This window comes from Enterobacter sp. HK-058-C-ECC (genome assembly GCF_047531125.1).
Taxonomy (GTDB): domain Bacteria; phylum Pseudomonadota; class Gammaproteobacteria; order Enterobacterales; family Enterobacteriaceae; genus Enterobacter; species Enterobacter quasiroggenkampii.
In genome coordinates this window covers 30,963-56,820 of sequence record NZ_JBLKCH010000006.1, presented here as the reverse complement: position 1 = coordinate 56,820, position 25,858 = coordinate 30,963, and the positions used below count along the sequence as shown (strand labels likewise).

At 56.4% G+C, this 25,858-nt stretch carries 28 protein-coding genes; 8 read left to right on the top strand and 20 right to left on the bottom strand.

Annotated elements, in window-relative coordinates; translation table 11 throughout:
- The first annotated feature begins 144 nt into the window (after nt 1–144).
- Entirely contained in the window at nt 145–690 is a 546-nt protein-coding gene (locus tag ACMWJS_RS13395) for a YfaZ family outer membrane protein (protein ID WP_024908300.1), read from the top strand.
- 174 nt (nt 691–864) lie between these two features.
- Here the strand turns inward: ACMWJS_RS13395 and ACMWJS_RS13390 are convergent, their stop codons facing one another.
- A complete protein-coding gene (locus tag ACMWJS_RS13390; RefSeq protein ID WP_414747187.1) occupies nt 865–2,235 on the bottom strand; it encodes an NAD-dependent succinate-semialdehyde dehydrogenase in 1,371 nt (456 codons plus the stop codon).
- 151 nt (nt 2,236–2,386) lie between these two features.
- Here ACMWJS_RS13390 and ACMWJS_RS13385 point away from each other — a divergent pair, with 151 nt between their 5' ends.
- Nucleotides 2,387–3,130, top strand: coding sequence for a helix-turn-helix domain-containing protein (locus ACMWJS_RS13385; RefSeq protein WP_414747186.1), 744 nt, complete (start codon nt 2,387–2,389; stop codon nt 3,128–3,130).
- Between the two features lie 47 nt (nt 3,131–3,177).
- Nucleotides 3,178–3,816 carry a LysE family translocator gene (locus ACMWJS_RS13380; RefSeq protein ID WP_334755746.1) on the top strand — a complete coding sequence of 213 codons (639 nt, stop codon included), beginning with the start codon at nt 3,178–3,180 and terminating at the stop codon, nt 3,814–3,816.
- A gap of 30 nt (nt 3,817–3,846) precedes the next feature.
- Here the strand turns inward: ACMWJS_RS13380 and ACMWJS_RS13375 are convergent, their stop codons facing one another.
- Nucleotides 3,847–4,149, bottom strand: coding sequence for a BrnA antitoxin family protein (locus ACMWJS_RS13375; RefSeq protein ID WP_023293359.1), 303 nt, complete (start codon nt 4,147–4,149; stop codon nt 3,847–3,849).
- Entirely contained in the window at nt 4,136–4,423 is a 288-nt protein-coding gene (locus ACMWJS_RS13370; protein WP_048377779.1) for a BrnT family toxin, read from the bottom strand. Before ACMWJS_RS13370 ends, ACMWJS_RS13375 begins: the two co-directional genes overlap by 14 nt.
- 168 nt (nt 4,424–4,591) lie before the next feature.
- Between ACMWJS_RS13370 and ACMWJS_RS13365 the strand changes: the two genes are divergently transcribed.
- The gene (locus tag ACMWJS_RS13365; protein WP_248222539.1) at nt 4,592–5,863 is read left to right on the top strand and encodes a DUF445 domain-containing protein; all 1,272 of its coding nucleotides are present in this window, start codon (nt 4,592–4,594) and stop codon (nt 5,861–5,863) included.
- Here ACMWJS_RS13365 and ACMWJS_RS13360 read toward each other — a convergent pair.
- The 7 genes from ACMWJS_RS13360 to ACMWJS_RS13330 all read right to left on the bottom strand — a co-directional run bounded on the left by ACMWJS_RS13360 (nt 5,860) and on the right by ACMWJS_RS13330 (nt 11,556).
- On the bottom strand, nt 5,860–6,936 hold the full coding sequence (locus ACMWJS_RS13360) for a DUF2955 domain-containing protein (RefSeq protein WP_196365453.1): 1,077 nt from the start codon (nt 6,934–6,936) through the stop codon (nt 5,860–5,862). The genes ACMWJS_RS13365 and ACMWJS_RS13360 overlap by 4 nt on opposite strands.
- Nucleotides 6,926–7,993: an HlyD family secretion protein gene (locus ACMWJS_RS13355; RefSeq protein WP_414747233.1), complete on the bottom strand. Its 1,068-nt coding sequence runs from the start codon at nt 7,991–7,993 to the stop codon at nt 6,926–6,928. Before ACMWJS_RS13355 ends, ACMWJS_RS13360 begins: the two co-directional genes overlap by 11 nt.
- Nucleotides 7,990–8,460, bottom strand: a complete 471-nt coding sequence (locus tag ACMWJS_RS13350; RefSeq protein WP_024908312.1) for a MarR family winged helix-turn-helix transcriptional regulator — start codon at nt 8,458–8,460, stop codon at nt 7,990–7,992. Before ACMWJS_RS13350 ends, ACMWJS_RS13355 begins: the two co-directional genes overlap by 4 nt.
- 146 nt (nt 8,461–8,606) lie before the next feature.
- Nucleotides 8,607–9,302 carry an ArsR/SmtB family transcription factor gene (locus tag ACMWJS_RS13345; RefSeq protein WP_414747185.1) on the bottom strand — a complete coding sequence of 232 codons (696 nt, stop codon included), beginning with the start codon at nt 9,300–9,302 and terminating at the stop codon, nt 8,607–8,609.
- Complete coding sequence (locus tag ACMWJS_RS13340; protein WP_414747184.1) at nt 9,295–9,672, bottom strand: amino acid-binding protein; 378 nt, start codon at nt 9,670–9,672, stop codon at nt 9,295–9,297. Before ACMWJS_RS13340 ends, ACMWJS_RS13345 begins: the two co-directional genes overlap by 8 nt.
- Nucleotides 9,665–9,988 (bottom strand): antibiotic biosynthesis monooxygenase family protein, encoded by a 324-nt coding sequence (locus ACMWJS_RS13335; RefSeq protein WP_023618387.1) that lies wholly within the window; start codon nt 9,986–9,988, stop codon nt 9,665–9,667. The genes ACMWJS_RS13340 and ACMWJS_RS13335 overlap by 8 nt, the downstream gene beginning before the upstream one ends.
- A 152-nt stretch (nt 9,989–10,140) precedes the next feature.
- The gene (locus ACMWJS_RS13330; protein WP_414747183.1) at nt 10,141–11,556 is read right to left on the bottom strand and encodes an aldehyde dehydrogenase family protein; all 1,416 of its coding nucleotides are present in this window, start codon (nt 11,554–11,556) and stop codon (nt 10,141–10,143) included.
- Between the two features lie 100 nt (nt 11,557–11,656).
- Here ACMWJS_RS13330 and ACMWJS_RS13325 point away from each other — a divergent pair, with 100 nt between their 5' ends.
- A complete protein-coding gene (locus ACMWJS_RS13325) occupies nt 11,657–12,559 on the top strand; it encodes a LysR family transcriptional regulator (protein ID WP_414747182.1) in 903 nt (300 codons plus the stop codon).
- On the opposite strand, the gene ACMWJS_RS13320 is transcribed toward ACMWJS_RS13325, so the two are convergent.
- Nucleotides 12,546–13,025 carry a carboxymuconolactone decarboxylase family protein gene (locus ACMWJS_RS13320; protein WP_014882392.1) on the bottom strand — a complete coding sequence of 160 codons (480 nt, stop codon included), beginning with the start codon at nt 13,023–13,025 and terminating at the stop codon, nt 12,546–12,548. The two genes, ACMWJS_RS13325 and ACMWJS_RS13320, sit on opposite strands and share 14 nt — an antisense overlap.
- Nucleotides 13,026–13,126: 101 nt before the next feature.
- Between ACMWJS_RS13320 and ACMWJS_RS13315 the strand changes: the two genes are divergently transcribed.
- The gene (locus ACMWJS_RS13315; protein WP_414747181.1) at nt 13,127–14,515 is read left to right on the top strand and encodes a PLP-dependent aminotransferase family protein; all 1,389 of its coding nucleotides are present in this window, start codon (nt 13,127–13,129) and stop codon (nt 14,513–14,515) included.
- An 86-nt stretch (nt 14,516–14,601) separates the two neighbouring features.
- Here ACMWJS_RS13315 and ACMWJS_RS13310 read toward each other — a convergent pair whose 3' ends face one another.
- Nucleotides 14,602–14,763, bottom strand: coding sequence for a DUF1127 domain-containing protein (locus ACMWJS_RS13310; protein WP_022650337.1), 162 nt, complete (start codon nt 14,761–14,763; stop codon nt 14,602–14,604).
- A 176-nt stretch (nt 14,764–14,939) separates the two neighbouring features.
- Here ACMWJS_RS13310 and ACMWJS_RS13305 point away from each other — a divergent pair, with 176 nt between their 5' ends.
- Complete coding sequence (locus ACMWJS_RS13305) at nt 14,940–16,358, top strand: PLP-dependent aminotransferase family protein (protein ID WP_334755751.1); 1,419 nt, start codon at nt 14,940–14,942, stop codon at nt 16,356–16,358.
- 93 nt (nt 16,359–16,451) lie between these two features.
- Here the strand turns inward: ACMWJS_RS13305 and ACMWJS_RS13300 are convergent, their stop codons facing one another.
- The 8 genes from ACMWJS_RS13300 to ACMWJS_RS13265 all read right to left on the bottom strand — a co-directional run bounded on the left by ACMWJS_RS13300 (nt 16,452) and on the right by ACMWJS_RS13265 (nt 24,999).
- Nucleotides 16,452–17,120, bottom strand: coding sequence for a flagellar motor protein MotB (locus ACMWJS_RS13300; protein ID WP_334755752.1), 669 nt, complete (start codon nt 17,118–17,120; stop codon nt 16,452–16,454).
- An 8-nt stretch (nt 17,121–17,128) separates the two neighbouring features.
- Nucleotides 17,129–18,667: a hypothetical protein gene (locus ACMWJS_RS13295; RefSeq protein WP_045908092.1), complete on the bottom strand. Its 1,539-nt coding sequence runs from the start codon at nt 18,665–18,667 to the stop codon at nt 17,129–17,131.
- Nucleotides 18,664–19,917, bottom strand: a complete 1,254-nt coding sequence (locus ACMWJS_RS13290; RefSeq protein WP_334755753.1) for a hypothetical protein — start codon at nt 19,915–19,917, stop codon at nt 18,664–18,666. The genes ACMWJS_RS13295 and ACMWJS_RS13290 overlap by 4 nt, the downstream gene beginning before the upstream one ends.
- A 10-nt stretch (nt 19,918–19,927) precedes the next feature.
- On the bottom strand, nt 19,928–20,857 hold the full coding sequence (locus tag ACMWJS_RS13285) for an ATP-binding protein (RefSeq protein ID WP_045908090.1): 930 nt from the start codon (nt 20,855–20,857) through the stop codon (nt 19,928–19,930).
- A gap of 230 nt (nt 20,858–21,087) precedes the next feature.
- The gene (locus ACMWJS_RS13280; protein ID WP_045908089.1) at nt 21,088–21,972 is read right to left on the bottom strand and encodes a hypothetical protein; all 885 of its coding nucleotides are present in this window, start codon (nt 21,970–21,972) and stop codon (nt 21,088–21,090) included.
- A complete protein-coding gene (locus tag ACMWJS_RS13275) occupies nt 21,972–22,709 on the bottom strand; it encodes a DUF3944 domain-containing protein (protein ID WP_045908088.1) in 738 nt (245 codons plus the stop codon). Before ACMWJS_RS13275 ends, ACMWJS_RS13280 begins: the two co-directional genes overlap by 1 nt.
- A 217-nt stretch (nt 22,710–22,926) precedes the next feature.
- A complete protein-coding gene (locus ACMWJS_RS13270) occupies nt 22,927–24,048 on the bottom strand; it encodes a cupin domain-containing protein (RefSeq protein WP_023326636.1) in 1,122 nt (373 codons plus the stop codon).
- 33 nt (nt 24,049–24,081) lie between these two features.
- On the bottom strand, nt 24,082–24,999 hold the full coding sequence (locus ACMWJS_RS13265) for a LysR family transcriptional regulator (protein ID WP_334755755.1): 918 nt from the start codon (nt 24,997–24,999) through the stop codon (nt 24,082–24,084).
- Nucleotides 25,000–25,149: 150 nt separating this feature from the next.
- On the opposite strand from ACMWJS_RS13265, the gene ACMWJS_RS13260 reads away from it, so the two are divergent.
- On the top strand, nt 25,150–25,851 hold the full coding sequence (locus ACMWJS_RS13260) for an HAD family hydrolase (RefSeq protein ID WP_262765698.1): 702 nt from the start codon (nt 25,150–25,152) through the stop codon (nt 25,849–25,851).
- Nucleotides 25,852–25,858: the final 7 nt, after the last annotated feature.

Below are 25,858 nucleotides of genomic sequence, written 5' to 3'. Positions count from 1 at the left end.
ACCTCGACAATCAAACATCGATGCAACATTTCAAATAAAAAAGTTAACAATTCCAGCATAAAACAGCGATCCTCATCACATTTGCAGTCATAAACATCGCTTGTTAAGGTGCCTCCAGATGAATTTAATGACGAGGCATAAAACATGAAAAAACTGAATATCCTTCTTCTTTCTGCTCTGACCGCCCTCTCGGGTTCCGCTCTGGCAATGGGCGGCAGCATTGAGCAGGGTAAAAACTTTACCAACCTCAACCTCGAAATGGGGAAATCCTCATCCGGCCTGTATGCCGAAAGCAACTGGCTTAAAAACACCGATGACGGCACCCAGACCGGCGGCGTGGGCGCAGGCTACAACCTGGAAGTGGGCCCGGTAATGCTGAATGCGGGTGCCAAAGCCATCTACATCGGCCCGAAAAAAGGCGATAACGGCGTGGCGTTCCCCATCGGTGGTGGCGTAAACGTTGCCCTGACCGACAGCATCCACGTGTACGGTGAAGGCTACGTGGCGCCAGAAGGGCTGAACAACAGCGTGAAAAACTACGTGGAAGCCAATGGTGGCGTAAGCTGGACGCCGATCGCGCCGGTGACCCTGAAAGTGGGCTACCGCCACGTGAGCGTTGATGGTAAAGACGGTCGTCCGAACCACACGCTGATTGACGGCGCATATGTAGGCGGTGGAGTGTCCTTCTAAGCCTGTGTGTGCATTTCGCCCGGCGGCGCTACGCTTGCACGGGCCTACAATGAAAGGGGCAATATATTAAAATTGTTGCACATTGTAGGCCGGGTAAGCGCAGCGCCACCCGGCAAGAAAGGCGATGACATTGTTCATAGTAAACCTGCCGGCTGGCAGGTTTTTTATGACCTCTTACTGACGCACCACCACCAGCTTCTGGTTCACAAACTCTTTGATCCCCAGATCCGACAGCTCGCGTCCGTAACCGGAGCGCTTCACGCCGCCGAACGGCAGCTCTGGCGCGGTATCGGTAAGCCAGTTGATGTACACCATCCCGGTCTCGATCCGTGACGCCATTTTCTTCGCGCGCTCGATATCCTGGCTGAATACCGCCCCGCCCAGGCCGTAGTGGGAGTCGTTCGCCAGCGCGACTGCCTCGTCGTCGTTTTTCACCACGTACATCTGTGCTACCGGGCCGAAGAACTCTTCAAAGTACGCCGGGTTGTCGCGCGAGATGTTCGTCAGGATCGTCGGTTCAAAAAAGCTCCCGTCGCGCTGCACCGGCTTGCCGCCATAGTGCAGCGTCGCGCCGTTTTTCACCGCCTCGTTAACCTGTTTGGTCAACGTTTCTAGCGCATCTTTCGACGACAGCGGCCCCAGCGTGGTGCTTTCGTCCAGCGGATCGCCAATCTTCACCTGCTTAAACGCCTCGGTGAATTTGCTCAGGAAGGCATCCGCGATCTTTTCATGCAGGATAAAGCGCTTCGCCGCGGTACAGACCTGCCCGGCGTTGTTGAGACGCGCATTCACGCCAGTCTTGACGGCTTTGTCCAGGTCCGCGTCGTCCAGCACCACGAAGACGTCGTTACCGCCCAGTTCAAGGGTGGATTTCTTAATGTGCTTCGCCGCCTGCGCGGCCACCACGCTGCCGGCTTTTTCGGAGCCGGTTAATGCGGCACCCTGCACGCGATCGTCGGCAATGATGTTCGCCACCTGCTCGGACGAGATAAACAGGTTAGTCCATGCGCCTTCCGGCGCCCCCGCCTCGCGCACCAGGTGGGCAAAGGTCTCGGCGCAGTGCGGCACGATGCTGGCATGCTTGGCGATAACGGGGTTACCCGCCGCCAGGTTTGGCGCCAGGACGCGCATCAGCTGGTAATACGGGAAGTTCCACGGCTCAACGGCCATCAGCACGCCGATGGGGTGGTGCTCCACCCACGCTTCGCCGAGTTCGGATTGATACTTCACCGGAGCCAGGAACTGCTTCGCGTTGTCGGCATAATAGCGGGCGATCTGCGCGCACAGCTTCACTTCGCCGCGGCTCTGTTCGATGAGCTTACCCATCTCCTGACTGGCAATTTTCGCCAGCTCCTCGGTGCGCTCGTCGATCAGATCGGCAAGCTTATGCAGCACCGGCAGGCGCTGATTGATGTCGCCTTTCGCCCAGTCCGAATGGTAAAGCGCATCGGCCGCCTTCAGCGCCGCGTCGATATCCGCGTCGGTATGTGAGGGGTATTCTTTGATGAGCTGGTTAGTGGCAGGATTTACTGTCTGATAAGCCATGTCGAATCTCCTTGTTTTACCGCTTAGGGTATTAAGGGTAGTCAACATGACTGGCCGTGGACGTAAAGTTGGGTATATCCGGAAGGTTCTTAATGAAGCGCTGCCAGACGGTTCGCTGACGTGGTATAAAAAACGTCCAGAAGGAGGGCTTATGACCGATACCCGACACATCCGGCAGACTTTTCACCGCGCCTCAGGCCTTGAGCTGCGCAGCACGTGGCAGAGCACGCAGGCGTACAAACGCCACAGTCACCCTCAGCTCTCTATCGGCGCGATTATGGAAGGCCAGACCTGCTGCATTTGTCATGACAAAGAATACATCCTTAACCCCGGGGACCTCATCGTGATCCCGGCCTGTGCGCCGCACAGCTGCAACCCCGTCGCCGGGCAACCGCGCAGCTACCATATGCTCTATATCGACACCGATATTCCTCTGGCGTTACAGGTGATTCGCGACCCTACGCTGTTTAAGCGCTACCTGGATATTGTTGAGATGATGTCGCCTGTATCCGTGGACAGGCTGCTTTCAGCCCTGCCCCGCTGCGTGGAAAACGCAGATGCGCTTCGCTCAACCAGTCAGCAGGTGCGGCAGGCGTTTCTTGCCGACCTGGCCGCACCGCCTTCGCTTGACGAACTTGCCCAACGATTCTCGCTGCGCAAGGAGACGCTGATCCGCACCTTCCGGCAGGACACCGGTCTGACGCCGGGCAGCTTCCTCAACATCTCCCGCGTGGAGTTCGCCAAAGCGCGGCTACGTGCCGGGGACGACATCGCCGACGTCGGCTACCAGAGCGGGTTTGCCGACCAGAGCCATTTTCATAAGACCTTCGTCAGCTATACCGCCGCCACGCCGCGCCAGTACGCGACGGGCCGATCAATATCTGACAATAAATAACGCTGATATCACCGTAGCCTGACCTCAGATTGTTAACCGAGGTTGCTATGGAACTGTTCTTCCCTTCTGCTTTTCTCGCCCTGGCGCTGGCGCATTTTGTTGCGCTGTTGAGCCCGGGTCCGGATTTTTTCCTGCTGGTGGGCTACGCGGCGCGCTACCGACTGCGCGGCAGCGCCGGATTGTGCGTCGGCATCGCTGCAGGTAACGCGCTTTATATTGTTCTGGTGATTATCGGCTGGAGTGCGCTGCGCCAGTTTGCATGGCTGTTTACTCTGATAGAGCTTTGCGGGGCGCTGTATCTGCTGTGGATCGGCTCGCATCTGGTGCGCAGCCAACCGCAGGCGATGAGGCTGAATGAAACCCGTCAACGCTGCCCCTCGCTGCGCAAGCAGATCCTGCTGGGGCTCGGCTCGGCGCTGCTTAATCCGAAGAACGCGCTGTTCTATCTGGCGCTGATGACGGCGCTACTGGGGCCGGACGTGACGCTGCTTCAGCAGGCAACGTGCGGCGTCTGGATGGTGACGGTGGTGCTGGCGTGGGATCTGGCACTGGTGTCGATGATGGGGCTATCGTCGGTGCAACAGAAGCTCAGCCGTGCGCTGTGGCTGATAGAGCGCACGGCGGGGGTGGTGCTGATAGGGTTTGGCGGGTGGGTGCTGTGGCGGCTGCTGGAAAATATACGCTGAGATAGCGGGCAGCGTTTGGCTGCCCACTATTTATTTTTTGTTTTGATCGCGCAGCATTGCTTCACGCAAAATGGCATTGAGCCGCGTCTGATAACCTTTCCCAGGCCGTTTAAGCCACTCCATCACATCGGCGTCAATGCGTACAGATGCCTGAGTTTTGAGTGGTCGATAGAACTTCCCTCGCACCGCCCCAGACCACTGTTCATCGTCCGTGGCAGGAATATCGCTGTAATCAATCTCCGCATCTGGTTTTTCAGCTAATGCTTTGAGCTCAGCCACACGACGAGCGCTTACCTCAGGCGCACTACCTCGTTTATGTTTAACGATGCTCATAACGGCTCCTCTCTTTACGGTCCGCCTTTCGTGCGCTAATGATACGGATGATTTCTCCTCCGCTTTCAAAACGTACCGTATGTGCGACCAAAATAACAAGAAGGCCTTGCACAAGGCCGATGGTTTGCCAGCGAAATTCCCCGTTTTCATAGCGATCCTGAACAGACAAATGATAAGGATCGTCGAAAACCATAACCGCATCCTCAAAACGTATGCCATGTTTTTGCAGGTTACTTTTCGCCTTATTGCTATCCCACTCATACTCCATTGGCATAGTGTACCCTTCCCTGATTGTATATACAAAAAAGCATATACAAATTGCACAATGATTAAACCAAATATGTAAAAAGGTGTTTAATTCCGGAAGGTAGATTCCAGAAGCGGGAATGACATAACGTTCCCTGCTTTGCACATTCACCCCGTATCCCTCTATCCTTAACCCATGGAAAAAATCGCTGAACTCAAACGCGCCAAGCTGCTGGCGCTGTCGCTGCTGCTGGTTGCCGCCGCGGCCTTTATCACCACCCTGTTCCTGCCGCAGACCTTCTGGGTGCGTGGCGTCAAGGCCATTGCCGAAGCGGCAATGGTCGGCGCGCTGGCTGACTGGTTTGCGGTCGTCGCGCTGTTCCGCCGGGTGCCGATTCCCTTTATCTCCCGCCATACGGCGATCATCCCGCGCAATAAAGACCGGATCGGCGACAATCTCGGCCAGTTCGTGCAGGAGAAATTTCTGGATACCCAGTCGCTGGTGGCGTTGATCCGCCGCTATGAGCCTGCCCAGATGATTGGTGCCTGGTTCAGCAAGGCTGACAACGCCCAGCGTGTCGGGCTGCATCTGATGCAGGTGATGAGCGGTTTTCTCGAGCTGACCGACGACGGGCGCATTCAGCGCCTGCTCAAACGCGCGGTGCATAAGGCCATCGACAAGGTCGATTTCACCGAAACCAGCGCCGTGATGCTGGAGAGCATGACCAAAAACAACCGCCATCAGGTGCTGCTCGACACCATCATCAACCGACTGATTACCCTGATTCAGCGGGAAAGCACGCGGGACTTTATCGCCGACCAGATCGTCCACTGGCTCAAAACCGAGCACCCGCGCAAAGCGATGGTGCTGCCCACGGAGTGGCTGGGCGATCAGAGTGCGGAGATGGTATCGAACGCGGTCAACACGCTGCTGGACGATATCAGCCACGACCGCACGCACCAGATCCGCCAGGCGTTTGACCGCGCCACGCTGAAGCTTATCGACAACCTGAAAAACGATCCGGACATGGCGGCCAAAGCCGACAACATCAAGCATTACCTGAAAAACGATGAGGCGTTTAACCGCTATCTGGGCGAGATGTGGGCCGATCTGCGCCAGTGGCTGAAGGCGGATATGCAGAGTGAGGACTCGCGCGTGAAGCAGCGCATCGCCAACGCCGGGCTGTGGTTCGGTGAAACGCTGACGAACGATGCGAACCTGCAGGCCTCGCTGAACGAGCATCTGGAGCAGGCCGCGCACCGCCTCGCGCCGGATTTTGCCGCGTTCCTGACACGCCACATCAGCGACACGGTGAAAAGCTGGGATGCCAAAGACATGTCCCGCCAGATTGAGCTGAACATTGGCAAGGATCTGCAGTTTATCCGCGTCAACGGCACCCTGGTGGGCGGGACGATTGGCCTGATCCTGTTTTTACTCTCGCAGCTGCCTACCGTGCTGGGACATTAATCCGCTTTGGGCGGCGCGATGACGTAGCGCGTCGCCTCGAAGCGGTTCAGGATCAGGTGCACCAGAAAGACCATCGTCAGCGTCGCCACCAGCGAAAAGGTAACGGAGGTGATGCGGTACAGATCGCTGAACACCAGGTCAGTGTCCGGGTGCATGTTCTGCCCGAACATTATCCCGATGGTGGTGATGCTGGAGAAGCCCACGCCCGCCCCCACCTTCTCCATCACGTGGAGTCGCGCACCAAACGCCAGCCCAAGGCCGATCAGCGGCATCATCAGCAGCATATGGCTGCTGTGATCGTAGAGGATCAACTGCACCACCAGAATATAGAGACAGCCCAGCACCACGCCGACCACGCGCCAGATGGAGCTCATCACCGCGCCGCGATAGTGCATCGGGAACAGGATCAAAATCCCTGCCATCAGCGCCGAAAGCGAATCGCTTAAATCGCTGATCTGAAAAACGACGAATATCAGCGTCGCGACGGTGCCGGAGAGCAACGACTCGTGGCGCACGCGGGCGTCGTCTTTCTCAATCAGCGGCGGCGGCTTACGGGGCTCCACGTCCGGCAGGAGATAGTTCATCAGCGCGCTCAGGCACACCGCCATTACACTCGCTTCGATGTTGGAAAACAGCAGCGTGTGCCAGTTGGTGGTGGGGTAGCTCATAAAGTTGAGCATCACGCTCTGGCAAACCACGCCCATCGAACCGAACAGAAACAGTGGGCCTTTACTCATAAAGCGAAAGCGCATCACATACAGGGCAAAGACCACCAGCGTCATGATGACCGGCCATTGCGACAGATAGCCGATGATAATCACCATTTCGACGCAGTTGAGCGATGCGCTGAAGATAAACTGCTTCGCCACGTGGCGGTTAAACACCGGCACCAGCGAGAGCAGCATGATCGGATAGACCACGAAAAACACGCCGTAGCTGGTGTTGTAGAAACTGGAGATGCTGAGCGCAATCATCCCGGCAAAGACGATGCGCAGGGTCTGGCGAAAGTCGTTTGCCGTGTAGACGATGTTGCCGTGCGGGGTAAAGACCCGCGCCAGGGTACTAATAGACATAGTGAAGCAGGCTTACCAGGTGGATCTGCATCCCGGAGAAGAAGCGCGCAAACGGCCCTTCGCTGTTGTAGAGCTGCACGGTCGCGCGGGCGCCGGTCGGCAGATGCTTCGGCAGCGCCTCGTCCAGCGTCACGTGAATGCGCATGCGCTGGGCGTCGCGCACCCAGCGGTTGGAGGTTTCCGGCTCGGAGAGTTGGCCGTTAACGGCCTCCTGACCTGCCAGGATCCCCGCGTCGCTGCTGGTGACGTGGGCGCGGAAAACGTGTCCCGGGAAGGCGTCAAACACCACGGCCGCATCGGTGCCCTGATGGGTATGGCGCAGGCTCTTCTCACGGAAATCGGCCACGATATCGGTCTGGTTGTTCACCAGCGCCAGCGCGGCGGAACCGGATGAAGCGTAGAAGCCGGGGCTCAACTGCAGGTTACTGACCGTGCCGTCCGCCTGGGCGTAGACCTTCGTCCAGCCGAGGTTCAGCTCTGCTTCATCCAGCGCGTTACGGTATTTTTGCAGCGTCACGTTGCGGTGCTCGTCCCGCTCGCCGCGCTGGATACGCAGGTTCTGGATATTGGCCTGGATGGAGCTGACGGACTGTTCGCTGCTCTGCCAGGTCGTGCGGACTTTATCCAGATCCGCCTGCGAGACGTTCTGCAGCTTGCTCAGCTTCTGGTAGCGATCAAAAGTCACTTTGTCGTTACGCGCGGTCAGCACGGCGGTTTTCAGGCTGGCCTGCGCGGCGGCGATCTGCGCATCCAGCTGTTCGTTGGACAGGCGTGCCTGCTCGAGCGCAATTTGCGCCGCTTCCACCTTATTGCGAAACGGCGTGTCATCGAGCTCAAACAGCAGATCGCCTCTCTTCACCTGGCTGTTGTTGTGGACATGTACCGCCGCCACGTAACCGGAGACGCGCGGAGACACCGGCGTCACCACGCGCATCACGGTGGAGTCCGGCGTCAGCGGGATCCAGATATCCGCGACGATAAAGTAGACAAACATCAGCAGGAAAGAGGCAATACTCACCCTTACCCAGCGGGCAAACTTTTGTTCAGGGGTCATTATTTTTCGGTCTTGTTATCTTCTTCGCGGATTGTCCGCAAATTGCAGGCGATTTGATTCAACGTGGCGCTGAAAATGTCGAGATGTTCCGGCGCGATGTTTTGCGATACGCGCGCCTGATACGTCTCAATGACCTGAGTGAGCCTTTGTAACAGGGCTTTTCCCTCAGGCGTCAGCGTCAGAAGCCGGATGCGCTTGTCATAAGGCGATACAGCGCGCAGCAGGTACCCCTGCTTTTCCAGCTGTGTCAGGGTGCGCATCAGCGGCGGCAGTTCAATGCCCTGCACCTCCGCCAGCTCACTCATTGAGACGTTATCCCCGAGCTGATGAAGCTGCATCATCACCGTCCAGCTCGACTGGGTTAACCCGGTATCGAGAATGGCCTCGTCGATGACGGCACGCCACTGGCGCACGATCATCGCCATCCGCATGCCCATCGGTCTGCGGCAGAACAGTTCTTCTTCACTCATGGGGAAACCTCTCGTCACACGCGGTCAAGATAATAGTTATCAGGGTAACTATCAAGAAACGAGAGGCGAAAGCGCAGGAATTGCGAAAGGTTTTACTGGAGGCGATGTACGCGTAGGCCCGGTAAGCGCAGCGCCACCGGGCGTTTTTAGCGGCTAAAAAGTCTCTTTACAGCGGCCTTCCCCGACGCCGTCACCATCACCTCCCGATACCCCGCCACCCGCTGGATCCAGCCTTTATTTTCCAGATGATCGAGCAGCAACGCGCCGGCTTCTCCGCCCAGGTGAAACCGCCGCTCGCTCCAGTCCAGGCAGGCGCAGCAGGCCTTCCGGCGCGGATGCGCGCTTAACGAAATGCCGAGCGTCAGGAACTGCTCCCGGCCATAGAGTGTCAACGCTGAACCGTCAGCCTCCAGCCAGCCTTCCGCCTGCATGAAATCATAAATCTGCACCGCCACCGCGCCTGCGAGATGGTCATAGCAGGTCCGGGCTTCACGCATGGCTTTCGGCGCGCTGGTTTCCGGCGGGGTAATGCGGCTCCACGAAAGCCCCATCATCTGCTCCACCAGCGCCGCCACGTCGTGCCCGGCAAGACGATAATAGCGATGCCGCCCTTGCGACAGGCAGGTTATCAGTTGCCCTTCAAGCAGCCGGGCGAGATGCCCGCTGGCGGTCGACGGTGCGACATCTGCCGCCGCGCTCAGTTCAGTGGCCGTCCACGCCCGCCCGTCCATTAGCGCACAGAGCATCTTCACGCGCGACGGATCGGCCATTGCAGCCGCTACAGCGGCAATCGCCTTTTCCAGCATCGCGCTGTTGTCAGGGGGTAAACTCGTCTTAAGCATGGGCCGCCCAGGGTTCGGTGATCTCTGCGGCCAGCTTATCATCATCCGTCAGCAGAATAAGGTGATTCGCATGGTCGCTGTACTGAGTCAGGATAGACACACCGCGTGCCGCCAGCGCCGCTGCGATCTCGCCCAGCTCGCCAGGGCGTTCCTGCTTAAGCTTTCTGATCACCGGCTGTCGCACCGCCTGTACGGTAAACCCGGCGTCGAGCAGCACGCGTCGCGCTTTTTCCCCGTCTTCCACCAGGAAATGGGCATCTGTACCAAATACGCCACCGCCCTCCAGCCCCACGCCGTTGCGGCCCAGCAGCTGCCCAAAGCGCGCCAGTTCACCCGGGATATCGCGAAAAATGACATGAACGTCATACATCGGCATGCCCTCCGGTTTCAGAGGTATATTCCCGCACGACCTGCGCCACCCGAATGCGGTAGTACGCAAAAATTGACTCCCGCCCTTCGGCCTGCGCCGCCTGATGAAAGACGTTCTGCTTCCAGCGGCGGACGGCCTCTTCATCCCGCCACCAGGAAAGGGAGAGGATTTTGCCGTCGGTGGTCAGGCTCTGGAACCGTTCGATATCAATAAAGCCGTCGATGTCCGCCAGCAGCGGCTTAAGCTCTGCGGCAAGCTGAAGATAGCGCGCCTGATGGGCAGGCGCGGCTTTGGCTTCGAAAAGGACTGCGATCATGGTTTTCTCTCCGTTGTGATGTTGGGGAGAGAATGCAGGAGGGAAAAGCACAATGCTTCGGCAAGGAGCGAAGTGTTGTGCCGGATGGCGCTGCGCTTATCCGGCCTACGGGCTCATGTAGGCCCGGTTAGCGTAGCGCCACCGGGCGGATTTTAGCCCACCATCGACCTCGGCTCCATAAACGCCCGAATTCCCCACTCGCCCATCTCGCGCCCCAAACCGGAGTGCTTAAACCCGCCGAACGGCGCTTTCGGTTCATGAGCCAGGGTGTTCACCAGCACGCGGCCGGAAACAATCTGCTGCGCCACGCGTCGTGCGCGGTCCACATCGCCGCCCAGCACCATCGCGCTCAGGCCGTAGTCGGTGTCGTTGGCAATGGCGATCGCCTCCGCCTCGTCACAATAGGGGATCACGCACAGCACCGGACCGAAAATCTCGTCGCGGGCAATGGTCATCCGGTTGTTCACGTCGGCAAACAGCGTCGGACGCACGAACCAGCCGTCCTGCGTGCCGTCCGGTCGTCCTTCACCGCCCGCCAGCAGGCGTGCCCCCTCTTCGAGGCCTTTACGGATATAGCCCTGCACCCGCAGCCACTGCTTCTCGCTGACCATCGGGCCGACGTCTGTCGTGCTGTTGCGCGGGTCACCGGATTTCACCGCCGCCACGGCTTGCGCCAGCGCGGTTTCGATCTCCTCCTTACGCGAGTAAGGCACAAGAATGCGCGTCCCAGCCACGCACGCCTGCCCGCTGTTCATAAACCCGGCCTGGATCACCAGCGGGATCGCCTGCGCCAGATCCACATCATCCAGCAGGATCGTCGGCGATTTACCGCCCAACTCCAGCGTCACGCGCTTAAAGCTTTCCGCCGCGTTGCGCAGGATCGCCTTGCCGGTATTCGTGGAACCGGTGAACGAGATTTTTGCCACGTCCGGATGACGGCTAATCGTTTCGCCGACCGTCTCGCCGCGTCCGGTGACGATGTTAAACACGCCCGGCGGCAGCGCGGCGTCGCGCAGCGCTTCAGTGACAATCTGCGTTTGCAGGGCGCTCATTTCGCTCGGCTTGATCACCGCCGTGCAGCCCGCGGCGAGCGCGGCCGCCAGTTTGCCGCAGATAAACCCGGCATCGCTGTTCCACGGCGTAATCAGCCCGGCCACGCCAAGCGGCGTCATCTGCACTGTTGCGGCACCTGCGGGGATGACAAACTCAAACGCCTCAAGCGCCTCGATGGCCTGAGCAATCACCTCTGCCGGATAGCTTGCCATCCATGCCGAGCGCGAGGCGGGCGCGCCGTACTCCTCGACAATGGCGTCCAGCAGCGCATCGTGACGGGCGGCCACGGCGGCGTGCATGCGCTTCAGCGCGGCGATGCGTTCCTGCTTTGTGGTCTGCGACCACGCCGGAAACGCCGCTTTCGCCGCCGCGATAGCGCGTTCAGCATCAACCTCATCCGCCAGGCGAACCTGGCCGATGACCTGCGCCGTCGCCGGGTTGTACAAATCAAACCACTCGGTACCGTGCGGGGTAACAAACTCGCCGTTAATAAAGATCTGTTCGATAGTGTGCATATCACCCTCCTCAGGCTGTGTGAGCACAGTCTGGCACGGCTTCTCCGTTGCGATAATCCACGCTATGCTACAAGGGTTGTTTCGATTTTCAGGATAATCTATGCATCGTTCAGGTCTGACAGAGCTGGAAGTGGTGATGGCGGTAGTGCGGCGCGGCAGCTTTCGCGGTGCGGCGCAGGAGCTGGGGATGTCCGCCACGGCGGTCAGCAACGCCATCGCCGGGCTGGAGAGCCGCCTTGAGACGCGACTTTTCAACCGCACCACCCGCAGCGTAGCGCTTACCGACGCCGGACAGCGCTACGTGGCGCGTATCGGCCCCGCCCTGCAGGAGATCCGTCTCGCCGGGGAGGCGATCCACAGTGACACCGGGGAACCTGCCGGCACGCTACGGCTAAACGTGCCGAATCATATCGGCACCCTGTTTCTGGACCAGCTGCTGATCGACTACATGATCCGCTACCCGAAAATGCGCGTGGAAACGGTGAGTGAAGCAAGGATGATCGACATCGTTGCCGAAGGCTATGACGCAGGGATCCGCCTCGAAGAGTCCGTTCCGCAGGACATGATCGCCGTGCCGCTGACCGGTGAGATCCGCCAGCTCGTTACCGCCACGCCGGACTATTTCGCCCTTCACGGCATACCCGAGACGCCGGACGATCTGCTTTCACATCAGGGGATCGGCATGCGTATGGCTCACGGTGGGATCTACCGCTGGGAGCTGGCCCGTCGGGGGGAAACGTACGCGCTTGCCGTGCCGCCGCGCTTTGCGACGTCCGATCTTTTTGCCTCCATCCGCGCCGTGAAAGCGGGATTAGGGGTGGGATTTTTACCGGAACTCTATATTCGGGACGAGCTGAAAAGCGGGGAGCTGGTGAGCGTCTTAAACGACTGGACGCAGCCGTTTGCCGGGCTGCGCCTGTACTATCCCGGCCATCGCCACGTCCCGCCGGGGTTGCGGGCGCTGGTGGCGATGATCCGCGAGCGCGGAATTATTCCAGGTTAGCTTTATTCAGCCCGTACGCCGCATCCAGCGAACCGGGCGCCATGCGGGAGGTAATCCCCAGACGGTTCCAGGCGTTGATCGCCACGATAGCGAAGTTCAGCTCTGAAATCTCCACGTCCGAGAAGTGCTCCGCCACGCTGCGGTACAGCGCGTCACTCACCCCATGAACGCCAATCTGGGTCAGCGCTTCGGTGAAGGCCAGCGCGGCTTTTTCACGGGCGCTGAACAGCGGGGACTCGCGCCAGGCCGCCAGATGGTACAGGCGCAGTTCGCGCTCGCCGGCGATTTTCGCCTCTTTTGAGTGCATATCCAGACAGAACGTACAGCCGTTCAGCTGCGACACGCGAATGTCGATCAGGTGCTTCAGCGCCGGATCGATGGAGGTTTTTGCCACCTCCATGCTCAGGGCAGACAGCGCGTTGGCGAGGGCAGGTGTAACTTTATGGTGGTTAACGCGAGTGCTCATGGTCTTTCCTCTTTTTGTGCGGCATGTGCCGTGCGATGAGGCAAATCTACGCCGTTCATGACATAGTAAAAAGATACAAAAAGCGTGAAATGAGGTAGGACATGAAGCCGGGCTATCACGAGATTTATTCCCGCTACCGTGACAACATCATGCGCGGCGTGCTGAAGCCGGGCGACAGGGTGCCTGCCATCCGCGTGCTGGCGGAAGAGCTGAAGGTGGCGCGTAAAACCGTTGAAACGGCGTACGCCATTCTGACGGGTGAAGGGTATCTGGTGAGCCAGGGCGCGCGCGGCACGCGGGTTAACCCGGACTTACTGTTGCCGTATAAGACTGCCCCTGCGGAGCAGCCCACCGGAGCACTTCCGGCCTCGCTCATCAGCCAGCGCGAGCGGGCCGGGTTTCTGCGTCCCGGCATCCCCGCCCTCGACAGCTTCCCGTATAAAAAATGGCTGCTGCTGGCGGGCCAGGCGACGCGGGCTATGCGACAGGAGGAGATGCTCAACCCGCCCGTTCTGGGCTGGTATCCGCTGCGCCAGGCCATCGCCAGCTACCTCAACATCTCACGCGGGCTCTCCTGCACCGCTGAACAGGTGCTGATCACCAGTGGCTACAGCGGCAGCCTGCGGCTGATCCTCGACACCCTCGCCAGCCGCAGCGACAAGGTGGTGTTTGAAGATCCGGGCTATTTTATGGGCCAGCAGCTGCTCAAGCGGATCGTGCCGCGCCTGCACACCGTGCCGGTCGATCGCTGCGGCATCGACACGGACTACCTGCTGCGTCACCATCGCGACGCCCGATTTGCCATCGTCACCCCGTCGCACCAGAGCCCGCTGGCGGTCACGCTCTCCCTGCCGCGTAAACAGCAGTTGCTCGACTGGGCCAGCCAGAACGAGGCGTGGATTATCGAAGACGATTACGACGGGGAGTTTCACTACACCCGCAAGGTGCTGCCGTCGCTGAAAAGCCTCGACCATCACGACCGGGTGATTTTTATGGGCACCTTCAGTAAAACCATCATGCCGTCGCTGCGCATGGGCTACGTGGTGATGCCCGCCAGCACCGTCGGAGCCTTTACCGACTGCGCGGACATCACCACCAGCGGCCAGCCGGTGCTGACGCAAAAGATCCTCACCGCGTTTCTCAACGAAGGGCATTTTTTCCGTCATCTGAAAAAGATGCGCGCGCTGTATCAGACCCGCCGCGACTGGATGATTGCCGCCCTGCAGGAGGTGTATGGCGATCTGTTTTTCACCGAGCAAAACGACGGTGGGATGCATATCGTGGCGTTCCTGACCAAAGGAAGCCGTGACCGGGAAGTGGCGCGCTGCTGGCAGGAACAGCAGCTGCAGGTCAATGCGCTCTCGGAGTGGTATCGCGGGTCGGGCAAACGTTACGGGCTGGTGATGGGCTATAACAACGTGCGCTCGTATGAAGAGGCGGTTGAGCTGCTGGAAAGGCCGAAGCGGCAGACGTTTGCGCTGTTGCGCTAACCATCGCCGGGTGGCGGCTTCGCCTTACCCGGCCTACTCGATCCCGTAGGCCCGGTAAGCGTAGCGCCACCGGGCGATGATACGGCTCACACATCATAACGCGATAACCCAACGTCCTTGAGTTGTTCGTCGCTCATCTGGCTCAGGATGCGGCGTGTGCGGTTGATGCGATACCAGTTACGCAGCGTTTTTGCGATCCAGACAAACACAATAAACGGACGTTTTGAACGATTCTCGTAGAATTCCATGATGCTCTCCTCACTGTGTCAGTAGGGTTATCATCCCGGAAATCCACCCGTGCAATACAGATGCAAAAACAACTTTTGTTTAACATACAGATCCGCTAAAACAGTATCTGCATGGCAATTTTCGCAGCAATCTGTACTGGTTTTATAATCTGTATGGTGAAAACAAAGGATACAGCATGACACGCTACCAACATCTGGCCAATCTTCTGGCTGAACGCATTGAGCAAGGGCTGTATCGCAGCGGCGAACGTCTGCCGTCGGTGCGCACGCTGAGTCAGGAGCACGGCGTGAGCATCAGCACCATACAGCAGGCCTACCAGATCCTCGAAAACCTCCAGCTGATCACGCCTCAACCGCGCTCCGGCTATTTTGTCTCACCGCGCAAAGCCCAGCCGCCCGTCCCGGCGATGACGCGCCCGGTGCAGCGCCCCGTGGACGTTACCCAGTGGGATGAGGTGATGATGCTGCTGGACGCCCGCGCCGACAAAGAGATGATCTCCTTCGGCGGCGGTTCGCCGGACATTAACCAGCCGAGCCTGAAGCCCCTGTGGCGCGAGATGAGCCGCATCGCGCAGCATAACCCTGGCGAGATGCTGAGCTATGACGTGCTTGACGGGCGCCTGGAGCTGCGCGAGCAGATCGCCCGTCTGATGCTGGACGGCGGCTCCACCGTCTCGGCAAGCGACATAGTGATCACTAACGGCTGCCACGGCGCGCTGTCGATTGCCCTGCTGTCGGTATGCAAACCGGGGGATATCGTGGCGGTGGAATCGCCGTCGTTTCACGGCACCATGCAGATGCTGCGCGGGTTTGACATCAAGGCGATTGAAATTCCCACCGACTCTGAAACCGGGATCAGCATCGAAGCGCTAGAGCTGGCAATGGAGCAGTGGCCAATCAAGGCGGTGATCCTGGTGCCCAACTGCAATAACCCGCTCGGGTTTATCATGCCGGAGGCGCGGAAAAAGCAGGTGCTGGCCCTCGCCCAGCGGCACGATATCGTGATTGTCGAGGATGATATTTACGGCGAACTGGCGGCAGAGTACCCGCGCCCGCGCACCATTCATTCGATGGATATCGACGGCCGCGTGATCCTCTGCAGTTCGTTTACCAAAACCGTGGCGCCGGGCCTGCGCGTCGGCTGGATTGTGCCGGGACGCTACTACGACCGGGTAATGCACATGAAATACGCCGCCGGCGGATTTAACGTGCCGGGCACGCAGATGGCGGTGGCGGCGTTTATTCGCGACGGTCATTACCATCGCCACGTGCGCCGTATGCGCCAGATTTATCAGCAAAATATGGAAACCTACACCTGCTGGGTGCGACAGTATTTTCCGGCAGAGATTTGCGTCACGCGCCCGCAGGGCAGCTTCCTGCTGTGGATTGAGCTGCCGGAGAAGGTCGATATGGTGTGCGTCAGCAAGCAGCTGTGCCGGCTGAAGATCCAGGCCGCGGCCGGGTCGCTGTTTTCCGCATCAGGGAAGTACCGTAACTGCCTGCGGATCAACGTGGCGCTGCCGCCAACGGAGAAACATCGCGAGGCGTTGAAGAAGATGGGTGAAGCGATTGTGATTGCGATGGAGGAGGGTTAGTGCGGCCTGATGCCCTCACCCCGCCCTCTCCAACGGTTCAGTAAGCCCCTATAGCGGGCTGGTTTAAATGCCATTACTCAACCAGCCGCTGAGTTACAGAGCGCTGCCCTGCTCCTGACGTGACGGCGCGTGCGTCAGGAACTGCACCTCAACGCGGCGATTACGCTCATCGCTGGGTGAAATCCCTTTTAGCGGCTGAGAGTCGCCAAAACCGGCCACAATCACACGATGCGATTGCTGATCGTTGAGGTTCGCAATTAACAATTTACGTGCTTCACGGGCTCTGGCAGCCGAGAGCGTGTAGTTATCGTCATACACGGTACAGAACCTGGTGTAATCGACCACAGGGTTATTCACGCTGATGTTATCCGTGTGCCCCTCAACAAAAACCTGAGTGTTCGTCGAACCGCTCACGAACGCCTGAATCCGTGGTGCCAGACGAGCAAGTGCATCTCTTGCCTGAACGGTGATACAGGCACTACCGCGGGCGAAGATTTTATCGCGCAGCGTAATTTTTCCGCTGGCTATATCAAACCCCACCAGCGCAGCATCCCCCTGATCCACCATCTCCTGCTGCATGCTGTGCATCATGGCATTCAGTTTCTGTTGCGCGGCTGCCTGGCCGCTGTTTTTCTCCTGTTCGCGTTTTATGTCAGCCACTTTGTTTTGCAGTACCGATAACACCAGCATCAGCATCACCACGGCCATGACCCCTGCCATTAGATCGGAAATAGAAATCCACTCATTCGGTTTATCTTTCATCGGCAATATCAGACCTCAACACGTTCGGCGACAAGCTGTTGAGCCGGGAGCAACTTATCGATGCGGGTGCACAATACAGACACCTGAGTAGTGATCTGTTTAACGGTTTCCGGCAATGTACCCAGCAGATCGAAGGCCTCGTTAAAGCGCGTGATGTAGTGCTCCATCTTACGGTTGCCTTCGGAAACGGCGGCCAGACCGAGAGCGATCTCCTTCGTGACACGCTGAATATAGTTTGTCATAGAGGTGACTTGTTCATTCAGCGTCATGCTAGTTTCGGAGAATTCATCCATCGCCTGACGTTGAATTTTCGCCGCGGCTTCGGTTCTCTCTTTCACCGTGGTCATGGTTGAATCGATCTTCGAAGACATGTTGTTAACCGACTCGCTGATCTGCGAAGTAGCGGATTCCAGCTGGTTGGCCATCTGCGTCATGTTGCCGCGGAAAGACGCATCCATGCTGGCGATAGCACCGTTAAGGGAGGTTTCTATCTGGCCCATTGTCGTACTGAGCTGATGAGTAGACTCCGCCAGCTTATCGCTCATCTGCTGCACGTTGCGAGTGAAGTCGGCATTCATCTCATTCACTACTTGCGACAGCTCTTGCTTAATGCCGGTCATGAGCTCACTAAGTTCGGCACCCAGCGCGGTAACCACTTTTTCCAGGCTCATCGCCGAGCCAGAGACTTGCTGCGAAGCATCACTCATAGTAGTCGCCGCCTGCTGCAGTGCCACCAGGTTCTCTTCACTTTTACGGGTGTAAGTTTCCAGCAGATTGCGCGACTGATTATTAATATCTGCGATCTCTTTTAACGCCGCCAGATGGTATTGATGACGCTGCGCTTCCTGCTCTTCACTGCGTTTTGCCTGCTGACTGAACTCCTCGCGCAACGCGACAGTTTGCAGCGCCATCGCCTCCACCAGACGCTCGGTAGCCGCGTTACGTCCAGCTTCTCGCTGCTGCTGTCGGGAAGCGTTTTCCTCCGCCTGCAGAGTATATTCTTCGGTCAGGGAGTGCTGCAGTTTGGCCATACACCAGTTGAGACGGCGCTCTTCATAGCCATTTTTCGACTCCCAGATTTTGAGGGCGATAAAGGCAATAATCCCCCAGGTTGAGGTTTTGAATTTCGTGCCCAGCCCCTGCATCATCTCCATCAGGTCGCGCATGGAGGAGTCCATTGCACCAATGCTGTTTCCCGCGTTATGCAAAATGCCGGAAGCTTTATCGAGCGCCAGCCCCAGCCCAAGAAAGGTTCCCAACAGACCAAGGATCAACAGCATACCCGGCATAATGGCGGCTATTTTCTCAGCTTTGGTCGCCAGTGATTGGCTCAGCTCAGCGGCCGATCCCATTTCTGCACTCACCCCCGGCTGAGCAGCCTGTAATCCACTTTGCTCCCAGGCCTGCTGCCAGCGCGCTTCCTGTGCATTGCGCCTGACGGAGAGCCAGGTGTAGATTACTGCCAGCAGCATTACGCCGAAAAAGCCCATCTGCAGCGCATCAAAGCCTGGGATCAAAAAGTGGCCAATTTCAGTTAGCAGATTCATGCAACCACCTCGACGAGCAGACCCGCTTCAGTACGTTTCTGGCAATCGGCAGCAAATATGTTGGCGAAATCGGTAATTAAGCTCTGTTCCTGCCTGGAAAGAGAAGACCAGGCGCGATCGTTTTGCGAGCAGTCGATCAGCAGTGCACCCACAATCGCCCCCTGATCGAGCAGATATGCTTTGCCTTCCGCAATCAGCTGCTGTTCTTCTTTTTCGAGCATCTGTAGAAAGCCTTCCGCCGCGTTGACGTAGCTATGGCGCGCCAGTAGATCGTCGCCTAATTGTTCCAGATCGGCCGTATCACGCGGCAGGGTGATTTTAAGATCGTTCAGCACGCCCACTTCAGCCGGTTCAAGTTCTTCGTATTTTAGCGCGCGCACCAGACGGTTATGCAGCAAACGATCTTTCGAAAGCGCGCTGTTTTTCTTCTCCCACTCTTCTTCCAGAAGCTGACGGCTTTTCTCCCATGCAATAATCATCTCTTCGAAGACAAACGGGATAATCGGCTTGCCGAATAGTCTCTGAGTGAGGTTATCCAGACGCAGAGTATCGGCATCACTAAACTCTGCCTCCTGCTGGATCAGCGCGTTCGCGGCATAAACCATAAAGTGCATATCCGCATCGACATCGCTGATGGACTTCACGGCCTGCATACGGGTTTCATAGAAGGCGAGCAGCTTTTGCACTGCACGCAGGCGCAGGAAATACTCGAAGTCCTCCAGCGTATCTCGCTTCACGGCGAAATCCACTTCTGCTTTTGCGATAAGATAGCTGTTCACCAGTGCGAAAGCCGACACAGCCTCTTTCTCCTCACCACTCAACTCACCTTCCGCTTCAGCCATAGCCTGAGCATGATGGCGAGCCTCTTCAAGCTCCTGCTCCTCCATTTGTTTCTGGTGGGCGTTTTTACACCAGTTAATGACCCACTCCAGGGCTTTCTGCAGCTTTTTTACCAGCGGTTGTTTATCAAGTTTTTCCAGCCATGCCAGCGCGCGATCCAGCCCTGCCAGCGCGCTCTTTACCCATGGCAATGTGATAAAACCGCCTAGCATCTGAAGAATTTTACGTCCCGTGCCGATATGCGGCTTAATGCGTTGCCACATCTGGCTGACTTTGCCAACAAAACCTTCCGCTTTTTCTGCCATGAAACCGATCGCTTTTCCGGCCATTTCTTTTGCTTTGCTGACGACGGATGAAGCGACATCACGTACGTACGAGACTGCAGAGCAAATACGACTCCATAAACCCATGATTCAACCCTTAGCTCAAACCGAGCATTTTTTTTGCTGTGTTAATGTGTGGTGGAACGAAAGATGCCGCGTTCGATATCGCGCCGTAAGCATCACGAATTTGCGCAAGTGCACTTTCAAGATGCTTAAGCGTAAGTTTTTGTTCTGATTCCAATACGGCTTTAGGTAGAGCCAGGCGCATGGCATTCCGGATATCTCGGCCAGAGAGCCCTTCGGAGAGAGACACGGCGCTTTCCAGCATCGTTTCCCGTGCATCGGCAAGCGGAATAGCGCGCACGAGCAATTTTTCCCAGATGCGAAAACGCTCTTGGCTGCCGGGTAACGTAAAACCAACATGGTGAGAGATACGGCTGAGGAATGCGCTGTCGTAGTTTTTGACGAAGTTGGTAGCAAAGATGACGATACCGGTATGCTTTTCCAGCTCAATCAATAAGGTGGAACGCATCGCGTTTACTTCATTATCAATGCCCTGAGTAACAGATGAGAGACGTTTACCCAAAAGGGTGTCTGCTTCATCAAAGAACAACACGGCCTCTTCCTCCGTGGCCTGACGGAAAAGAGCAGCGATATTTTTCGCGGTTTCCCCCATAAATTTGCTTTCGAGATCGGCAATACTGACAACCATAATCTTGCGCTTAAGCGAACCCGCCAGCGCCTCTGCCGTCAGGGTTTTGCCGGTTCCTGGTGGGCCAAAAAAATTCAGCACGATCCCGTTCCCCGTAGGGTCGACCGCTGCGAATTCCCATTCCACGTAAATTTTATGGAAGTGGTCAATTTTGGCTCTGGCTTCATCAAGCTGGGCAATGACCTGCGTCGTCAGCGCCACATCGTTTTCTAGCGTAAAACGGGGAATAACCGCTGATGCAAACGCCTTATTTTCTTCACCGGCTGCTTTCTCCAGGCCCTGCGTAAATTGCGGTCGAATTCGTCCCAGAGACATGTATTACCTCATTATGGGCTGTGGGAAATTTGAATTAAGTTGCTGGTGCAATATTGGTTAACGGCAAGAGCGTCGAAAACTCCAATGATATTTCCTACCGTTTCGAGCAGACCTACCAATATTGGTCAGTGAAAAGAAAATAGAGGATGGGACTGACAAAATGTGTCAGAAAAAAATATGGTTCAAGAAATATGAAGAATACCTGGAAAAGGTTCCAGGCATCACCATGATTACGCTTTAAGAGGAAGGGGGGCGATGGAAACCAGCTCCTGGAGCAGTAGCGCGTTATCTTCCGATTTAAATAACAGACGCAAATCTTCCTGCTTACGGGTAAAGGCAAGTGACTGTGGCTCAACGCGACCGCTGATGCTCTCCTTAACTTTGCTATTACACCACTGGCGGTAATGTTCCAGCGTGGCAGCATAGCGGCGTGAGTTTTCGCGCATCAGGTGCTCTGCCAGCCTGAATTTCCCGTAGCGATCGCAAAGTTGACTCTCGATGTAGATCGCTTTTGGCACCAGATCGAGCATGAGAGTAATGAAATCCAGAACCTGTTCTAAATGCCTGTCGCTGAGTTTATCGGCAAAGGAGAGCAAGTTATCAATAAACGAGAGAACCTCGTTGCGTTCATTGCCCATTCGGACAATGAGGTGTGCCGCAACGTCATGCGTCTCATCCACCAGCGTGCGATCCAGCAACATAACGCGAGCAGACTCCACGACGCCAAAGTAGCGAGACAGTTTATCCATGTAGAAAATAACATTCTGCGCGTGCACATCTTCGGAGATCAGATCCATGCTCTGCTGCAGTTGATCAATTTTTTTCGACAAATACATGGTTTGTACCACCATTGCCCCCACGATGATCCCCGTGGAGACACCGACTGCAGCCAGCTGAACGGTCTGTGCCATTTGTGTAAGTTGTTTGATGTCGCCAATGGAGGCCGTTTCCAGCACCACCTCTTTTAGCGGAAGGTGTTGAGCGATCCCGCTTTTACCGGACATGGCGTGCCAGTACGCTACGCCATCACGAATAATGACGTGCCCGGTTTCCAGCGCGCTTTTAACCTCTTTGTACACATTCACCCAGTCGATAGTAAGCAACGTTTCCTTCATCAAAAGAAATCTCCAACTTTGTTTAGCATTTGCTGGCGCATGGCAGCAATTTGCACCACGGCAGGCAGCGTAACGCGAAACGCCGGGCCGCTGATGGCCGGGATAGTTAGTAACGCGGTAATGGCCATGCCGATCGGACCGGCAAAAATCCCAATCGCGCGTACCAGTCCCGCATTGGCGGCCAGCGCCAGTCCCCTGCCCAGCACCGCTTTCGCAACGGCATTCGCTACGATCATCGCCACCTGGTAGGACATAAATCCGCCCATACGGATTGCGGTGATGATTGCCGTCAGTGCCGCACCACTAGCAAGATTCCCGTCAATTTTGAGTTCGCGGCGGATGTTGCGGCGCTCTTCCTCATTCATTTTATCCCAGGAGTCAGTGAATAATTTTGCGAGAAGGGCCTGCTCAATATCGACAGTATCCGCAGAGAAATCGGCTTTAACGGAGAGTTTCTTGCATACGTCCGTCAGGATTTCTTTATAAAGCACGCCGTTACCACGGAAGAGGTTAACAAAGGTATCGCCACCGAAATGTTGTAGCTCCGCCCCGATGAGTTGCCAGACCTGCTTATAGTTTTTACCTGCATCCTGAAATGCTTTCTCACCCGTTAAGGACTCAGTGTAACGCGTCGACCCGTCTTTATCCGTGGTGAGATAGTTAACCAATACTTCCAGCATCTCGTTGTCTGAGTAGCGAAGTAGCTCCAGGTCTTGATCTGTTCTGTATTTTCCCATTATCTCTTACCAGCCGAAGGCTATTTTAAGTTTAAATTACGTAATTTTTAAGGGTGCCTGATAGGTGTTAACGGCATTTGCAGAAAAAACTGCAATGAAAACCCTTCTCTTTTTAGGTAGTACAAGAATAACCGCAGGTAATGACAGAACATGTCAGCGGAAAGCAGAAAAAACGGCCTTAACCCGAAAGCTAAGGCCGTATTGACGGTAAACGTCACTACTCGTCGAAGTACCAGTACCCCTGGTTAATCAGCCCGGTGAGCTCCTCGACAAACGCCGGGTTTTTCAGCGCATCGCCCAGCTCGGCCTGACCGAGTTCGGTGTAGCGGCACAGCGCATCCGCCGCCTTCGCGTCTACCGTCTCCAGCTGTTCGCTGTTGATGAAGAAGCTGCCGTTGATGTTCAGCACGCGCAGGCCGCTCAGGCGAGACAGCGTTTCGCCGCCCTGCAGCGCGTCCAGCACCTCTTCCGGCGCGTACGGCGGCTCGGCGGCGGCAATATCCAGCTCGTGGCGCGGCGTGGAGACAAAGCTGCCGAACCATTTTGTGAAATCATCGGGCTTGCCGATCATGTCGATCATCATCTGACGAATGCGATCGAGCTCGTACTGCTCCACGCGGCCCGGGTGTTCGCGGCAGGTCAGATCCGGATCGCTGTAGTGCTCGCCGCCCAGATCGTTTTCCAGCGCATAATCGGCGAAGCTGCTGATCAGATCGCGGCCGTTTGGCCCACGGAAGCCGACGGAGTAGTTAAGCGCCGTTTCATGGGTAAAACCGTCGTGAGGGAATCCAGGCGGAATATAGAGAATATCGCCCGGGGCCAGATCTTCGTCGATGATCGGCTCGAACGGATCCACATGCAGCAGCGCCGGATGCGGGCAGAACTGACGCATCGGCAGCTTGTCACCCACGCGCCAGCGGCGGCTGCCCATCCCCTGAATGATAAACACATCGTACTGATCGATATGCGGACCCACGCCGCCGCCCGGCACGGAGAAGGAGATCATCAGATCGTCCAGACGCCAGTCCGGCAGAACGCGGAACGGACGCACCAGCTCCGCCGCGGGCATATGCCAGTGGTTCACCGCTTGCGCCAGCAGCGACCAGCCGGTTTCGCCCAGATCGTCAAAGTGCTCGAACGGACCATTGCTGGCCTGCCATTTACCGTTGAAATGGCTCACCAGACGGCTATCGACCTCCGGCTCCATCGCCAGACCCGCCAGCTCGTCCGGGGTAATCGGGTCGACAAAATTCGGGAAGGCATTTTTCAGCACAACGGGTTGCTTTTGCCAGTATTTCTCAAGAAATTCCGGCCAGTTCAGGTTCAGTTGATACGCCATGGGTAGCACCAATGAGAAGGGAAACAGGCGCGATTATGGAAGACTGCGCATCAAACCGCCTTGTCGTGGGTCAAATGTCGAAGTTTCTTCAACCAGACGTAAAAATTCATCCCGCTGCGGATGGGTTATTTTTGGATTCCAGGCCATACCAATATCCCAGCCGACAGGATCTGTCTCCAGCGTGATAAGCCTCACGCCTGGCGGTAAAAAATGTCTGACACTCTCGGGCACTAAGGCAGTCCCATTGCCGCCCGCCACTAATGCCAGCAAGGTAGGAATATCGTCAGCCATGGGTCCAGGAAGCGCGGTTGTTTTCGTATTTTTTTGCCAGAGTGCAGTTTGTTCAGCCAGACAGGGCATAACATCCGGGGATAATTGTAATAATGGCAAGGACGATAAGACGTCAGTCATATTCATGGCGTCTATTCTTTTATCACCCGGCACAGCCAGAACAAGTTTCTCCTCAAACAACGCTCTTCCCGTCAGCGCCCCTGTCACCGGCATCCTGATGAAGCCTATATCCAGCTCTCCCTCCGTCAGCATGTGGCACTGAAGACTCGAGGCCATTTCTTTTATAACCACCTCACAATCGGTAACTGTTCGTCGAAAATGGTTTATCCATATCGGTACATGATGAAAAGAAGAAATACCCAATCCCACCCTGAGCGTTTTGTAACAAGTTTTTTGAAATATTTTAGCCTGCTTCAACAGTTCGTCATGGGCAGATAAAATGGCGTTTGCATTCGACAACAGATGATGACCAAACGCGGTGAGCGTCGCGCCCTTTCTGCCGCGGATAAAGAGGGTCCCCTTCATCACCTCTTCCAGCATTTTTATCTGCTTCGATAACGCAGGCTGAGTGATAAACAGCGCCTGAGCAGCGTGCTGGTAATTGCCCTTGTCCGCCAGAGTAATAAACGCCCGTATTAATTTAATATCAATTCCTTTCATTTATAGAACCCGGAAAAAATGGAATTATAAAAACGCCAGGCATTAGTCCATGATATTGCCGCATAAAGTCAAACCTGTTAGTCATTCACAACATAAACATATATTACGAATTCATTTTCAATATGAATAATTACAACCAGGGAGTCACGAATGTGTAACGAACATATCCCTCTTTCAGCCGTTCTTTTTGATATGGACGGCGTGTTAATTGATTCAAACCCCGTCATAGAACGAGCATGGACAGAAGCTGCAGCCATGTATGGAATAGATATTTCCAATGAAGATATTGTGCAGCATATTCATGGCCAGCCAGGTCATCATACTATCCGCGCGCTATTTGGTCACCTTCCCCTCCATGAACAAAATAACGTTCAGAACCATGTTATCTACGTTGAAAATACGGCTGAGTATGCGCCCATTCCTGGCGTGGCGAAACTGATTGCTTCCCTGCATAGCGCAGGAGTGACGGTGGGGATTGTGACGAGTGGGTGGAAGGAGAAAATAGAGCGTGTCGCGGCCATGCTTGATATTTCACAGTCTGTGTCGGTTATTGTTGAACGCGATGATGTTGAACGAGGTAAACCCTTCCCGGATCCCTACTTAGTCGCAGCCCGGCGTCTGAATATACCCGCCAGGAATGCCCTGGTTTTCGAAGACTCCGTTAGCGGAGTGACATCAGCCGTCGCCGCCGGGGCGTATTGTGTCGGTCTCGGTGCAGCAGAACTGCTTAAGCACGGCGCCAGACTGACACTTCAGGACTTTACCGGGGTTGCTATTGCAGCGACAGAAGCGGGGAAAGTGGTGATGACTATTGACTCGCAAACGCAGCTGGAGCTGAAACCCCGCCGATAAACGGACC

What these genes read in the sequence shown, in the direction of transcription:
- ACMWJS_RS13320 (WP_014882392.1), bottom strand. Translation starts at nt 13,025, where the DNA reads ATGAGCACTCGCGTTAACCACCATAAAGTTACACCTGCCCTCGCCAAC.
- ACMWJS_RS13325 (WP_414747182.1), top strand. Translation starts at nt 11,657, where the DNA reads ATGCATCGTTCAGGTCTGACAGAGCTGGAAGTGGTGATGGCGGTAGTG.
- ACMWJS_RS13350 (WP_024908312.1), bottom strand. Translation starts at nt 8,460, where the DNA reads ATGAGTGAAGAAGAACTGTTCTGCCGCAGACCGATGGGCATGCGGATG.
- ACMWJS_RS13365 (WP_248222539.1), top strand. Translation starts at nt 4,592, where the DNA reads ATGGAAAAAATCGCTGAACTCAAACGCGCCAAGCTGCTGGCGCTGTCG.
- ACMWJS_RS13275 (WP_045908088.1), bottom strand. Translation starts at nt 22,709, where the DNA reads ATGGGAAAATACAGAACAGATCAAGACCTGGAGCTACTTCGCTACTCA.
- ACMWJS_RS13380 (WP_334755746.1), top strand. Translation starts at nt 3,178, where the DNA reads ATGGAACTGTTCTTCCCTTCTGCTTTTCTCGCCCTGGCGCTGGCGCAT.
- ACMWJS_RS13300 (WP_334755752.1), bottom strand. Translation starts at nt 17,120, where the DNA reads ATGAAAGATAAACCGAATGAGTGGATTTCTATTTCCGATCTAATGGCA.
- ACMWJS_RS13340 (WP_414747184.1), bottom strand. Translation starts at nt 9,672, where the DNA reads ATGTATGACGTTCATGTCATTTTTCGCGATATCCCGGGTGAACTGGCG.
- ACMWJS_RS13370 (WP_048377779.1), bottom strand. Translation starts at nt 4,423, where the DNA reads ATGCCAATGGAGTATGAGTGGGATAGCAATAAGGCGAAAAGTAACCTG.
- ACMWJS_RS13305 (WP_334755751.1), top strand. Translation starts at nt 14,940, where the DNA reads ATGACACGCTACCAACATCTGGCCAATCTTCTGGCTGAACGCATTGAG.
- ACMWJS_RS13345 (WP_414747185.1), bottom strand. Translation starts at nt 9,302, where the DNA reads ATGCTTAAGACGAGTTTACCCCCTGACAACAGCGCGATGCTGGAAAAG.
- ACMWJS_RS13265 (WP_334755755.1), bottom strand. Translation starts at nt 24,999, where the DNA reads ATGAAAGGAATTGATATTAAATTAATACGGGCGTTTATTACTCTGGCG.
- ACMWJS_RS13330 (WP_414747183.1), bottom strand. Translation starts at nt 11,556, where the DNA reads ATGCACACTATCGAACAGATCTTTATTAACGGCGAGTTTGTTACCCCG.
- ACMWJS_RS13385 (WP_414747186.1), top strand. Translation starts at nt 2,387, where the DNA reads ATGACCGATACCCGACACATCCGGCAGACTTTTCACCGCGCCTCAGGC.
- ACMWJS_RS13295 (WP_045908092.1), bottom strand. Translation starts at nt 18,667, where the DNA reads ATGAATCTGCTAACTGAAATTGGCCACTTTTTGATCCCAGGCTTTGAT.
- ACMWJS_RS13395 (WP_024908300.1), top strand. Translation starts at nt 145, where the DNA reads ATGAAAAAACTGAATATCCTTCTTCTTTCTGCTCTGACCGCCCTCTCG.
- ACMWJS_RS13315 (WP_414747181.1), top strand. Translation starts at nt 13,127, where the DNA reads ATGAAGCCGGGCTATCACGAGATTTATTCCCGCTACCGTGACAACATC.
- ACMWJS_RS13335 (WP_023618387.1), bottom strand. Translation starts at nt 9,988, where the DNA reads ATGATCGCAGTCCTTTTCGAAGCCAAAGCCGCGCCTGCCCATCAGGCG.
- ACMWJS_RS13285 (WP_045908090.1), bottom strand. Translation starts at nt 20,857, where the DNA reads ATGTCTCTGGGACGAATTCGACCGCAATTTACGCAGGGCCTGGAGAAA.
- ACMWJS_RS13280 (WP_045908089.1), bottom strand. Translation starts at nt 21,972, where the DNA reads ATGAAGGAAACGTTGCTTACTATCGACTGGGTGAATGTGTACAAAGAG.
- ACMWJS_RS13310 (WP_022650337.1), bottom strand. Translation starts at nt 14,763, where the DNA reads ATGGAATTCTACGAGAATCGTTCAAAACGTCCGTTTATTGTGTTTGTC.
- ACMWJS_RS13270 (WP_023326636.1), bottom strand. Translation starts at nt 24,048, where the DNA reads ATGGCGTATCAACTGAACCTGAACTGGCCGGAATTTCTTGAGAAATAC.
- ACMWJS_RS13290 (WP_334755753.1), bottom strand. Translation starts at nt 19,917, where the DNA reads ATGGGTTTATGGAGTCGTATTTGCTCTGCAGTCTCGTACGTACGTGAT.
- ACMWJS_RS13375 (WP_023293359.1), bottom strand. Translation starts at nt 4,149, where the DNA reads ATGAGCATCGTTAAACATAAACGAGGTAGTGCGCCTGAGGTAAGCGCT.
- ACMWJS_RS13360 (WP_196365453.1), bottom strand. Translation starts at nt 6,936, where the DNA reads ATGTCTATTAGTACCCTGGCGCGGGTCTTTACCCCGCACGGCAACATC.
- ACMWJS_RS13390 (WP_414747187.1), bottom strand. Translation starts at nt 2,235, where the DNA reads ATGGCTTATCAGACAGTAAATCCTGCCACTAACCAGCTCATCAAAGAA.
- ACMWJS_RS13260 (WP_262765698.1), top strand. Translation starts at nt 25,150, where the DNA reads ATGTGTAACGAACATATCCCTCTTTCAGCCGTTCTTTTTGATATGGAC.